The 12065-nt window shown below is 70.3% G+C and carries 13 protein-coding genes; 9 read left to right on the forward strand and 4 right to left on the reverse strand.

Annotated elements, in window-relative coordinates:
- The first annotated feature begins 639 nt into the window (after positions 1-639).
- Positions 640-1335, forward strand: a complete 696-nt coding sequence (locus tag ACW14X_RS26080) for an aspartate/glutamate racemase family protein (RefSeq protein WP_457163839.1) — start codon at positions 640-642, stop codon at positions 1333-1335.
- Here ACW14X_RS26080 and ACW14X_RS26085 read toward each other — a convergent pair.
- A complete protein-coding gene (locus tag ACW14X_RS26085; RefSeq protein ID WP_457163840.1) occupies positions 1325-1909 on the reverse strand; it encodes a GNAT family N-acetyltransferase in 585 nt (194 codons plus the stop codon). The two genes, ACW14X_RS26080 and ACW14X_RS26085, sit on opposite strands and share 11 nt — an antisense overlap.
- The gene (locus ACW14X_RS26090) at positions 1906-3957 is read right to left on the reverse strand and encodes a HelD family protein (protein WP_457163841.1); all 2052 of its coding nucleotides are present in this window, start codon (positions 3955-3957) and stop codon (positions 1906-1908) included. Before ACW14X_RS26090 ends, ACW14X_RS26085 begins: the two co-directional genes overlap by 4 nt.
- Before the next feature lie 177 nt (positions 3958-4134).
- Between ACW14X_RS26090 and ACW14X_RS26095 the strand changes: the two genes are divergently transcribed.
- The 7 genes from ACW14X_RS26095 (at position 4135) to ACW14X_RS26125 (ending at position 9743) form a co-directional block, all read left to right on the forward strand.
- Positions 4135-4455: a hypothetical protein gene (locus ACW14X_RS26095; protein WP_457163842.1), complete on the forward strand. Its 321-nt coding sequence runs from the start codon at positions 4135-4137 to the stop codon at positions 4453-4455.
- Positions 4456-4510: 55 nt separating this feature from the next.
- Positions 4511-5440 (forward strand): ABC transporter ATP-binding protein, encoded by a 930-nt coding sequence (locus ACW14X_RS26100; RefSeq protein WP_457163843.1) that lies wholly within the window; start codon positions 4511-4513, stop codon positions 5438-5440.
- Positions 5440-6270 carry an ABC transporter permease gene (locus ACW14X_RS26105; protein ID WP_457163844.1) on the forward strand — a complete coding sequence of 277 codons (831 nt, stop codon included), beginning with the start codon at positions 5440-5442 and terminating at the stop codon, positions 6268-6270. Before ACW14X_RS26100 ends, ACW14X_RS26105 begins: the two co-directional genes overlap by 1 nt.
- A gap of 1 nt (position 6271) precedes the next feature.
- Positions 6272-7084 carry an ABC transporter permease gene (locus ACW14X_RS26110; protein ID WP_160022496.1) on the forward strand — a complete coding sequence of 271 codons (813 nt, stop codon included), beginning with the start codon at positions 6272-6274 and terminating at the stop codon, positions 7082-7084.
- Positions 7085-7155: 71 nt separating this feature from the next.
- Positions 7156-8298, forward strand: a complete 1143-nt coding sequence (locus ACW14X_RS26115; protein WP_160022498.1) for a methyltransferase domain-containing protein — start codon at positions 7156-7158, stop codon at positions 8296-8298.
- A gap of 15 nt (positions 8299-8313) precedes the next feature.
- Positions 8314-8508 (forward strand): DUF3046 domain-containing protein, encoded by a 195-nt coding sequence (locus ACW14X_RS26120; RefSeq protein WP_160022500.1) that lies wholly within the window; start codon positions 8314-8316, stop codon positions 8506-8508.
- Positions 8505-9743 (forward strand): MFS transporter, encoded by a 1239-nt coding sequence (locus ACW14X_RS26125; protein WP_160022502.1) that lies wholly within the window; start codon positions 8505-8507, stop codon positions 9741-9743. Before ACW14X_RS26120 ends, ACW14X_RS26125 begins: the two co-directional genes overlap by 4 nt.
- A 56-nt stretch (positions 9744-9799) precedes the next feature.
- Here the strand turns inward: ACW14X_RS26125 and ACW14X_RS26130 are convergent, their stop codons facing one another.
- Entirely contained in the window at positions 9800-10444 is a 645-nt protein-coding gene (locus ACW14X_RS26130) for a DUF305 domain-containing protein (protein ID WP_457163845.1), read from the reverse strand.
- 92 nt (positions 10445-10536) lie between these two features.
- Positions 10537-10980, reverse strand: coding sequence for a DUF6153 family protein (locus tag ACW14X_RS26135; protein ID WP_160022506.1), 444 nt, complete (start codon positions 10978-10980; stop codon positions 10537-10539).
- Between the two features lie 132 nt (positions 10981-11112).
- On the opposite strand from ACW14X_RS26135, the gene ACW14X_RS26140 reads away from it, so the two are divergent.
- Positions 11113-11859: a DUF4396 domain-containing protein gene (locus ACW14X_RS26140; protein ID WP_457163846.1), complete on the forward strand. Its 747-nt coding sequence runs from the start codon at positions 11113-11115 to the stop codon at positions 11857-11859.
- Positions 11860-12065: the final 206 nt, after the last annotated feature.

The following is a 12065-nucleotide window of genomic DNA, read 5'->3' on the forward strand; positions in this document are numbered from 1 at the left end:
CCTGCCTCTCGGGCCCGACGACTACATCCGTCGACCGGTCTCAGCTCTCGCTGAAGGCGCCTGTTCCGGTGCCAAGATGAGCGTTCCGGCCACCCTTGCTCGACTCCACGCCCGCCGCTCCCCACCGGCGGGGACACCTCCCCACCGCAGCGAACGTTCCCCACCCTCCGGAGCATGGGGAACCTCCACGCCCGTGGGGAACTCTCCCGAGCAGTGGGAAACTCGCGACCCGACCGGCACTGAACCCGCCCCGGCCAAGAGCGACGGCGATCTTGTGAACGGTTCACAAGATCGCGCCCACTGTCGTAGGCACCCGCAAAGCACGATCCGCTGGCGCACGACCAGCCCACGGCCCCCAAGCCCGTGCCCAAACTGAATCTGCTGCGCCACACCCCGCCGCCGACCCGATAGCCAGCCAAAAATTCTCGACGGAGCCCGGTGTCAAGGATCGCCGCAGGCGACCGGCGAAGCCGGCGGCCGAAGGCCGTCCTTGACTCCGGGGTTCGACGAGAACACCCTCCCCCAAAGGGCCGGCGGCGAGCGCGTTTCCCAAGACGTCCACCACGAACGGCCAACTACGGCAAACAGGTGCTCGATCCCGTTCAGGATCGTGTTGGCCGCCCAGGCACACTGAAAGGCATGCGAAGGATCGGCGTACTGGGCGGGATGAGCTGGGAGTCGACGGCGGAGTACTACCGCCTGCTCAACGAGATCACCGCGAAGCGGCTCGGGGGACTGCACTCGGCGGACCTGCTCGTGCGGTCGGTGGACTTCGCCGACATCGAGGAGATGCAGGCATCCGGCGAGTGGGAGCGGGCGGGGGAGCGCCTGGCCGCGGAGGCGGCGACGCTCAGCGACGCCGGGGCCGAGGTGATCGTGCTGGCCACGAACACGATGCACAAGGTGGCCGGGGCGTTGGAGGAGACGTACGGGGATCGTTTCCTGCACCTCGGCGACACGACGGCGGCTGCGGTCGAGGCGGCGGGGGTCGGGCGGGTCGGACTTCTCGGCACCGGGTTCACGATGTCGCAGCCGTTCTACGCCGACCGGCTCCGCGGCCACGGCCTCGAGGTCATCGTCCCGACCGAGCAGGACCAAGAGACCGTCCACCGGATCATCTACGAGGAGCTGTGTCTGGGGACCTTCCTGGACAGCTCCCGGCAGGCGTACCTGGAGGTCATCGACCCTCTCGTCGCTGCCGGCTGCGAGGGCGTGATCCTCGGGTGCACCGAGATCGAGCTGCTGCTGCCGATCGAGGCGTACGCGGGTGTGCCGCTGTTCCCGACGACCCGCCTGCACTGCGAGGCGGCGATCGGGGCTGCGCTCAACGCGTAGCCCACTCCTCGGCGAGGATCGCGTAGGAGAGGCCGTCGAGCCAGCCGCGGGTGCGGTGCAGGGAGTCCTTGACGGTGTGCGACTCGCGCCGCATGCCGAGGCGCTCCATGAGCCGCCAGGAGGCCTCGTTGTCGGCGAAGCACTCCGCGACGACGCGGCGCAGGCCCAGAGGGCCGAAGCAGACGTCGAGCACGGCGCGTACGGCCTCGGTGGCGTAGCCGTTGCCCTGGTGGGCGGGGTCGATCGTCCAGCCGAGCTCGGCCTGGGTGCCGTTGCCGTGCTCGCGCACCTCGGTCTGCGACCACGGGTCGGTGATCCGCAGCATGAGGTCGCCGACGATGACGCCGTCACGCTCGATCACCAGAGCGGGGCCGATGACATCGGGATTCTCGAAGACCTTGCGGTAGGCCTCGAGGTCCGCGAACGCGGTGGTCACCCACTCGGCCACCTCGGGAAGACCTCGGAAGGCCCAGGTCGGCTCGATGTCGGCGGGCACCATCCGGCGGATCACCAGGCGCTCGGTGCGTAGCGGCCACTCGGCCTTCACCAGCGGATCAGGGCGGGTGTCGATCATGCGCCCACCTTCGCATCAACCCGCTCGGGCACGCCACCGAGTTCTTCGGGAAGGCCGTCATGTCGTACGACCAGGGAGGTCACCGCGCGGGTGAGGCAGACGTAGAGGCGGCGGAGGCCGGTGTCGCGGTCGGGCTCGCCGGCGACGATCCCGGTCGGGTCGGAGACGACGACGTGGTCGAACTCGAGCCCCTTCGCCAGCGAGGCGGGGACGAGGTCGAGATGGGCGTCGAACTCGGTGTCCTCGTCGTCCGCGCTGAGCTCCGCGAGGGCGATCTCGGCGAAGGAGAGCCCGGCCGCGGTCAGCTCGGCGCGCACCGCCGCCAGCGAGGCGTCGGGCACGATCAGCCCGACCGACCCGGGGCGCTCCAGTGCAGCCCCGAGCGCCTCGACGATCGACGAGGTGGTGAAGGTGAGGTCTCCGCGGGTGCGGCGCACCGCGACCGGCGGCTCGAGGTCGGGGGCGATGTGGGGGAGGAGCCGGGCCGCGTAGGCGATCACGTCGGCCGGGACCCGGAAGCCACGCGTCAGCTGCTCGACATGCCCGTCGGGCTTGCCGAGATGTGCCAGGGCATCGGCCCACGACGAGGAGGCCCACGGCGTGGTCGCCTGGGCGAGGTCTCCGAGGATCGTCAGCGAGCCCGTGGTCGAACGGCGGCCGAGCGCGCGCAGCATCATCGCGGAGAGGTCCTGGGCCTCGTCGGCGACGATGTGGGCCACCGACGGCGTGCGGTCGAGCAGGTCGGCGATCTCGTCGAGGAGCACCAGGTCGGCCAGCGACCAGCGCGCCGCGCCTGCCGAGCGCGGTGGCTTCTCCCAGAGCAGGCTCGCCTGCTCCGTCTCCGAGAGCAGCCCGTCGGCGACCTCCGCCAGCCAGGCCGCGTCGGTGAACAGCCGGAACAGGACCCGGGAGGGCTTGAGATCGGGCCAGAGCGCGGCGGCGTAGTCCTTGACCGGCTTCGCCCGTGTGACCGCGTCGTGCACCCGGTCGTCGGGCGAGTCGCCCGAGCGCTCCATCTGCACCAGCACCCGGTGGGCCAGGGCGCGCGGGAGCAGCGCCCGGCCCGCTGCGTACCGAAGGTCGTTGGCCCGCAGCCCCTCCAGCGCCTCCCGCGCCTCGTAGGACGGAACCCGCCAGCGTCGCGAGCCGCGGGGGACGACCAGCGCCTCCTCCGGGTCGCCGACGTGGGACCAGACCGCCCGGCGGAGCACCTCGGCCATGCGTACGTCGCCCTTCAGCGTCGCCACCGGCGCGGCCTCTTCAGCGCGGACGGCACCGTGAATGGCGACGAGCTCCGCGATCGTCGCCTGCTTGGCCTCGATCTCACCCAGCGCAGGGAGGACGTCGCGGATGTAGCGCAGGAACGAGGCGTTGGGGCCGATGATCAGGACCCCGCGCCGGGTCAGCTGGTCACGGTGCGCGTAGAGGAGGTACGCCGCCCGGTGCAGCCCCACGGCCGTCTTCCCCGTCCCCGGCGCACCCTGCACGACGATGGTCTGGGACAGGTCGGCGCGGACCAGCACGTCCTGCTCGGGCTGGATGGTCGCGACGATGTCGCGCATCGGTCCCACGCGCGGCCGCTCGATCTCGGCCTCCAGGATCGCCGAGTGCTCCGGCCCGGCCCCGGCGTCGGTCAGCGACTCGTCCTCGAACGCCGTCAGCTCCCCGTGGGAGAAGCCGTAGCGCCGCCTCCGCGCCAGCCCCATCGGCTCGGTCGGCGAGGCCCGGTAGAACGGGACGCTGACCGGAGCCCGCCAGTCGACCACCATCGGGTCGCCCGCGCTGTCGGAGATGTGGCGCCGGCCGATGTGGAAGGACTCCGCTCCCAGATCAGCCGTCCGGTCGATGCGACCGAAGAAGAGCGGCACGTCCGGATCGTCGGCGAGCTGCTCCAGCCTGCGCGCGAGGGTGGCGTCGAGGATCTCGGCGCTGACCCAGTTGCCGGCCGTCGAGGAGTCCAGCGACTCCACCTTCTTCCGCATCCGGGCAAGATCCTGCCGAGAGGCGGCCAGGTGCTCGCGCTCCGCGTCGAGGTCGTCTAGGGGCATGGCTGGTTCATCGCTTCTCCGTGGCGGCAGGTCTCGATGGGGGCGCGGGGTCAAAGGCTCCAACATAGGCGACCACGGAGTGGACCCCCAACAGGTTTATCCAGGCGTACGTTGGGCGCTGGGATGCACAATTGCACCGTGAGCCTGTTCGATCGTTTCCGACGCCGCGGGACGCGCATGAGCCGTCCGACAGGCGAGAGCTACACCGGATCCACAAGGGTGCGCGCCGCGGACTCCACCGACCAACAGCATCTCGAGCAGTTCTTGAAGACCCGGCGCGGTGTCGAGGGGTTCGTCGAGCCGCGCACCGTCGTCAGCGAGGTGACCCTGCTGCTGGTCGCGCATGACGGCGAGTGGACCCGGCGGCGAGTGCCGTCCGCGCAGTGGGCGCACAAGTTCGCCAACAAGCACCAGGTCCCGTCCTACGACGCCGCGGTGGTCGGCGTACCTCAGCGGATGCGCGACTACAACCGGCGCCAGAAGCAGCAGGGGCGGTAGGCGCCGAGCCGAACTCGGTCGAAACTGTCGGCGCCGCCATCTAGTCTTTGCCGACGTGGGTGAGGACCTGATGATCTCGGCGCGCGGCCTGCGCAAGTCCTTCGGCGACTTCGAGGCGGTGCGCGGGATCGACGTGTCGGTGCGCCCCGGTGTGGCCTTCGGTTTCCTGGGGCCCAACGGCGCCGGCAAGTCCTCGACGATGCGGATGATCTGCTGCGTCTCGCCGCCGAGCGGAGGAGAGCTTCGGGTCTTCGGGATGGATCCGGCCAAGGACGGGCCGAGGATCAAGGCGCGGCTCGGAGTGTGCCCGCAGGAGGACACCCTCGACGTCGAGCTCAACGTCTACGACAACCTCTTCGTCTACGGCCGCTACTTCGGGCTGCCGAGGGCGGAGGTCAAGGGCCGGATCGAGGAGCTGCTCGACTTCGTCCAGCTCACCGACAAGGCCAAGGCGAAGGTCGACGACCTCTCCGGCGGCATGAAGCGGCGGCTGACGATCGCGCGCAGCCTGATCAACCGGCCCGAGATCCTGGTGCTCGACGAGCCGACCACCGGCCTGGACCCGCAGGCCCGCCACGTCATCTGGGACCGGCTCTTCCGGCTCAAGCAGGCGGGCGTGACGCTGCTGCTGACCACCCACTACATGGACGAGGCCGAGCAGCTGTGCGACGAGCTCGTGGTGATGGACCAGGGCCAGATCGTGGCCCACGGGACGCCGCTGGGACTCATCCAGCAGCACTCCACCCGCGAGGTCGCCGAGCTGCGCTTCGGCGTCGGTGAGCACGAGGCGCTGGCGGCCAAGGTCGAGGACCTCGCCGAGCGGGTCGAGGTGCTGCCCGACCGGCTGCTGCTCTACAGCGACGACGGCGAGGCGGTCATCGAGGCCGTCCACAGCCGCGACCTGTCGCCGGTCGCCACCCTGGTGCGGCGCTCCTCCCTCGAGGACGTCTTCCTGCACCTGACCGGCCGGACCCTGGTGGACTGATGGCCGACTACGCCGACTCGGGACCGGCGACCCCGCCGACCGCGCCCGCCGGGCTGGTCTCCGGAGCGCTGCGGATGAGCGACTACTGGCTCACCGTCCTGGCGCGCACCTGGAAGGGCGGGGTGATCACGACCTTCGTGACGCCGTTCTTCTACGTGCTCGCGCTGGGCGTGCTGCTCGGCGGCTTCGTGGAGGCCGACCCGGCCACGCTGGAGGGCGCCGACTCCTATCTGGCCTTCGTCGCCCCGGGCATGGTCGCGGCCCACGCGATGACGATCGCCTTCTCCGAGATGACCTACCCGGTCTACGGCATGGTCAAGTGGCAGCGGATCTACTTCTCGATGATCGCCTCGCCGCTGACCGCCTCCCACATCGCGCTCGCCCAGCTGGGCTTCCTGATGCTGCGTACGCTGTTCGCCTGCGGCGTCTTCCTGCTGGTCCTGGCCCCGTTCGGCGTCTTCGAGACGTGGTGGGGTGTGCTGACGGCGTGGCTGGTGCAGGGGCTGGTCGTGCTGGCGTTCGCGACGCCGGTGCTGCTGTTCTCGCTCTCGATCAAGGGCGAGGAGTCGTTCGCGCTGATCTTCCGGCTGGGGATGATCCCGCTGACGCTCTTCTCCGGCACGTTCTTCCCCGTCGCCAACCTCGGGCCGGTGCTGGAGAAGGTCGCGATGGCCTCGCCGCTGTGGCAGGGCGTCAACCTGACCCGGATGCTCGCGCTGGGTGAGATCGACTGGGCGCTGGCCGCGTTCCACGTCGGCTATCTCGGACTTCTCGCGGGCGTCTGCTGGTGGCTCGGGGTGCGCAAGCTGGGCGAGAGGCTGGTCTCCTGAGATGGCGCTCTTCTCCGCTGCCGTGGGCGCCACCGTCGCCCGGCCGCTGCGAGGCGGCGAGGCCGCCCGGCTGCTGCTGTGGCGCAACATCCTGGTCTACCGGCGAGCCTGGCTGGTCTTCATCACCGGTTTCCTGGAGCCGGTCTTCTACCTCTTCTCGATCGGCATCGGCGTGGGCGCGATGGTGGTCGGCTTCGAGTACGCCGGCAAGCCGGTCGACTACCGCGAGTTCGTCGCCCCCGGGATGATCGCGGCCTCGGCGATGAACGGGTCGCTACTGGATGCGACGTTCAACTTCTTCTTCAAGCTGAAGTACAACAAGCTCTACGACCAGATGCTGGCCACCCCGCTGCGTACGGTCGACATCGCCGTCGGCGAGATCCTCTGGAACCAGCTTCGCAGTGGGATCTACGTGACCGCGTTCCTGCTGATCATGGTCGCGATGGACCTGGTCCACTCCTGGTGGGCGATCCTGGTGGTGCCGGCGGCGCTGCTCATCGGGTCGGCCTTCGGGGCCGTCGGCATGGCGCTGACGACCTACATGACCTCCTGGCAGGACTTCGAGAAGGTCACCCTCGCGATGATGCCGATGTTCCTGTTCAGCGCGACGTTCTTCCCGATCACGGCCTATCCGGAGTGGCTGCGCTGGGTCGTGGAGGTCACGCCCCTCTACCGCGGCGTCGTGCTGTGCCGAGACCTGACGCTCGGAGTGCCGTCGTGGGGCTCGCTGGTCTCGGTGGTCTACCTGCTGGTGTTCGGGGCGATCGGCCTCGTCGTCGTGCGCCGCCGGCTCGACGCCCTACTCCTCACCTGAGCGGCAGCAACTCGCGTCTCAAAGGCAGGATCTCCCTCGTGAGGTCCCGGGCGGGCCGTCAAGATTGATCCATGACTTATGACGCGATCGAGCCGGACACCAAGGACTGGACGTGGGTGCTCGACCGGCCCTGCCCGGAGTGTGGCTTCATCGCCGGTGCGGTGACCGCGGACCAGCTCCCCGAGATCGTGCGGGACAACGCGACGTACTGGGAGATCTACCTCACCGCCGACAACGCCCGCGACCGCCCCCAGCCCGGAGTGTGGTCGGCGCTGGAGTACGGAGCACACGTACGCGACGTCCACAGAGTCTTCGGCGAGCGGCTGCAGCAGATGCTGACCGAGGACGAGCCGCGGTTCGCCAACTGGGACCAGGACGAGGCCGCCCTCGAGGGCGACTACGCCGGCCAGGACCCGGCGGTCGTCGCCGAGCAGCTGATGGACGCCGCCGACGAGATCGCCACCATCTACGAGAAGGTCCCGCCGGACGCCTGGGGCCGGCGCGGGACCCGGTCCAACGGCGACGTGTTCAGCGTCGAGTCGCTGGGCCGCTACCACCTCCACGACGTCGTCCACCACCTGTGGGACGTACGCGCGGCCGCCAAGCAGGCAACCGTCGCCGCCTACGACGCCAGCGTCGCGACGTACGTCCAGGGCAGCTCGTTCGCCGAGGAGAACCGTTCGGTACTGGACAGGTTCCTGGCCGTGCTCGAGCCCGGCGACCACGTGCTCGAGATCGGCACCGGACCCGGCCACGACGCGAAGGCGCTCGAGGCCGGGGGAGTGCGGGTGCGGCGCACCGACATCAGCGAGGGGTTCGTGGCGCACCTGCGCAAGCAGGGGTACGCCGCTGCCTGCCTGGACCCGCTGACCGACGACCTGCGCGACCCGGTCCACCCCGACGTCCCCTATGCCGCGGTCTGGGCCTCGGCGACGCTGCTGCACGTGGCCCGCGACGACTTCGGGACGGTGCTCGCCCGGCTCGCCGAGGTGACCCGCCCCGGCGGTGCGCTGCACGTGTCGATGAAGGAGGGCGACGGCGAGGAGTGGACCAACCGCGGTCACATCGAGGCTCCCCGCCTCTTCGTCTACTGGCGCGAGCCCGCGCTCCGGGCGGCGCTGGACGAGGCCGGCTGGGAGGTGCTCGAGGTCGGGCACGCCGACGGACGCCTCGGCGACGTCTGGCTCGACGTCCTCGCCCGTCGGCGCGCCTGAGTAGCATTCGGGGCGATGAGACACACGGAGTTCTGGTCCCGGATGGACGAGGCGCTCGGCGCGGGCTACGCGCGAGCGTGGGCCCGCCAGTTCGTCATGGGCGACCTCGGCGGGCGCACCGCCCAGGAGGCCCTCGACGACGGCGTCCCGCCCAAGGAGGTCTGGGCCGCGGTCTGGAAGGCCCTGGAGCTGCCGGCGCGTGAGCGGTGACGCTGGCCGCACCGGCCTCGGTGGCCGCGGTCCAGAAGCGCACCATCCTCACCCTGGTCGCCACCCAGGCGGTCGGGGCGATGGGCATCACGATCGGCATCGCGACCGCCTCCCTGCTGGCGCGCGACCTGTCCGGCTCGGAGTCGATGGCAGGTCTCTCGCAGACGACCCAGGTGCTCGGCGCGGCCGTCGCTGCGTACGTCCTGGGGCGGGTGATGGACGTGCGCGGGCGCCGGTTCGGGCTGGTGGCGGGTTACCTGCTCGGGGCGGCCGGTGGGCTGCTGGCGGTGCTGGCCGGCGTGGTCGGATCGATGACGCTGCTGCTGGTCGGCGCCGTGCTGCTGGGCGCGACCACCGCAGCCAACAACGGAGCGCGGTACGCGGCCACCGACCTCGCGCCTGCCCGGAGCCGTGCGCGGGCGCTGTCGGTCGTGGTCTGGGCTACGACGTTCGGGGCGGTGATCGGCCCCAACTTGACCGGCGTCGCCGAGATCTTCTCCGAGGCCGTCGGGATCCCGGCCCTGACCGGACCGTTCGCGATCGGGTCGATGGGGATGCTGGCCGCCGCGCTGGTGGTCGGGGTCTTCCTGCGACCTGACCCGCTGCTGGTCGCCCGGGAGGGCGTCCCGGTCACCGAGAAGGCGAAGGGCACGAGCTGGCGCCGGGCGATCGCTGTCATCCGGGAGCGGCCCGCGCTGGCGGCGGCGGTCGTCGGGCAGGCCGCGGCCCACGCCACGATGGTCGCGGTGATGGTGATGACCCCGCTCCACATGGAGCACGGCGGCGCCGGACTGGAGATCATCGGACTGGTGATCAGCGGGCACGTACTGGGCATGTTCGCCTTCGCGCCGGTCGCCGGCTGGCTCGCCGACCGCGTCGGCCGGGCCGATGTGATGGCGCTCGGCGGCGGGGTGCTCCTGGTGGCCCTGGTCCTGTGCGCCGCGGCGCCTGAGGGCAGCTCTGCGCGGATCTTCGTCGGGCTCTTCCTGCTCGGCCTCGGCTGGTCGCTGGCCACGATCGCCGCGGCCACCTCGGTCGCGGACCACACCCCGCTCGAGGTGCGCGCCGACGTCCAGGGCACCGCCGACCTGATCATGGGCGTCGCCGCTGCCGCCGCCGGGGCGGTGTCGGGCGTGGTCGTCGACCTGGCCGGATATCCGGCGCTGGCGCTCGGCACGATCCTGCTGGTCACGGTGCTGTTCGGGGCTGCGTACGTGGCCCGTAAGGCGGCCTGACGGGCCTGCGTGGTGGGCAGGGCCGCTGGGCGGCGGCCCTGCCCACCACGGCGTCCTCAGCCGAGGAGCTTCTCCATGGTGTCGATCTCGGCGGTCTGTGACTCGACGATCGTCCCGGCCAGGTCGACGGCCGGCTTGAACCGGCCCTCGTCCTGCTCGGTCTCGGACATCTCGATCGCGCCTTCGTGGTGCTCGATCATCATCGTCAGCCACATCTCGCTGAACTCGGCGTCGGAGGCGTTCTCGAGGGCATCCATGTCCTCGGCCGACATCATCCCGGGCATGTCGTCGTCCATGGCCTCCATGGAGTCGGACATGCTGCTGTCCTCGCCGTCGCCGTGGCCCTCATGGCCGCCGTTGACGTGGTCACGCATCGTCGACGGCACCTCCTCGCCCCACTCCTGGAGCCAGCCGGACATGGTCTCGATCTCGGGACTCTGGGCCGCCCGGATCGAGTCGGCCAGCTCCTGGACCTCGGGCTCGAGGTTGCGGTCCATGGTCAGGTCGACCATCGACAGGGCCTGGGCGTGGTGCTGGATCATGTCGGTCGCGAAGGTGACATCGGCCTTGTTGTGCTCGGTCTCCGAGAGCTTCTGAGGCGCGTCGGCCTCGTCGTTGCCGCCGCAGGCCGACAGGGTGAGCAGCACGGCCAGGCCGGCCGCCGCCCAGGTCGCGCGGAAGAGGGGTCGTTGCGTACGCATCTGTTGTTTCTCCTTGTCAAGTGCTGATCACGGGCATCGCTGACCCACCTGCGGCCCTCGGCATGGCCGGGTCGCGGGTGGGGTCAGGCCGCTCAGCACCTGATGACGGAGTAGGCCCATACGGAGGGCGGACCGGTCGCGGGACAGGTGAGCAAGGGCGCGAATCCGCTGGTCCGGGACCAGTCGCGGACCCGCGAGAACCACCAGGCAGGAGTACGCCGCCACAGCCCGCTCAGCAGCAGCACGCCGGCGGCGAGCAGGAAGGCCGCGCACAGCATCATCGCCGTGTGCCCGTCGCCGCCCGGGTGACCGGCGTCGTCGGCCGCTCCGTGGCCGGTGTGCTCGAGAGCGTGCGTGTGCTCGACATGGGCGGCGGGCAGGCTCAGCGCGCCGTGCTCACCGTCGGAGTCGGTGCCATGGAGGCTCAGCGCATGCATGGCCAGCAGACCGGCGACCGTGACCACGACCGCTGCCAGCAGGCCGGCGCGGGCGACCGCACGGGTCCGCCGCTGTCGTCGTCGCGCTGCCGTCCACACACAGCACACCCTAAGGAGTCCTTCGTGGTTGGACAAAGTGAGGTCTCCGACCGGATGTCGCTTGCGAGTGCATACCCCCATGGGGTATGAATGTCGGGTAGGTACAACGGACCGAACGACCAAGGGAGCGACATGACGTCGCATGACGAGCATCTGCACGCCGGACACGACCACGGCGGGCATCAGCACTCGATGCACGAGGGCCATGAGGGTCATGGCGGCGAGCACTCGGCGCATGACGCGCACGGCGCGCACGGCGCGCACGGCGCGCACGGGGGCGGGGTGAACGCGATGGCGGCCAGCGCCACGCTGCACTGCCTCACCGGATGTGCGATCGGCGAGATCGCCGGACTCATGATCGGCACCGCCATCGGGCTCAGCACCGGATGGACGATCGCCCTGGCCGTCACGCTCGCGTTCGCCTTCGGCTACGCCCTCTCGACCCTGCCGCTCCTCAAGTCGGGCCTGGCCGTCGGTGCGGCGCTCAGCGTGGTGCTGGCCGCCGACACCCTCTCGATCGCCACGATGGAGCTGGTCGACAACCTGGTGATGGCGCTGATCCCCGGGGCGATGGAGGCCGGCCTGGTCAACGTCGTGTTCTGGATCGGGATGATGATCGCCCTCTCGGTGGCCTTCGTGGCGGCGTTCCCGGTCAACCGATACCTGCTCCAGCGGGGCAAGGGGCATGCGCTCACCCACCAGTACCACGGCGCGGAGCCGGTCCAGGAAGGCGTACGCCGCTTCATCCCGTCCTTCTCGAGCGGTGCCCTGGCTGCGGTGATCATCGCCTTCATGCTCGGCGGCCTGTCGGTCGCCGTCGCCGACGAGATGGGTGGCGGCTCGGCCCCCGCCGAGCAGGTCGAGATGCAGGGCCACTGAGGATTCGACGACCCCGACACGCCCGAACAGGTGTTCACATCGAACGCTTGTTCGGGCTAGTGTGTGGTAGTAGGTGGAGCGTGGTTCGTGCTATCGCCCAGGCAAAAACCGGGTCGTGAAACACCGTGCCAGAGGGTCCCGTTCAAAACTGTCGGTGGTCCCGTCTAGCGTCTGCCTTGATGACGACGAAGACACGTGGACAAGCG

It is taken from the genome of Nocardioides sp. YJ-D4 (genome assembly GCF_054031495.1).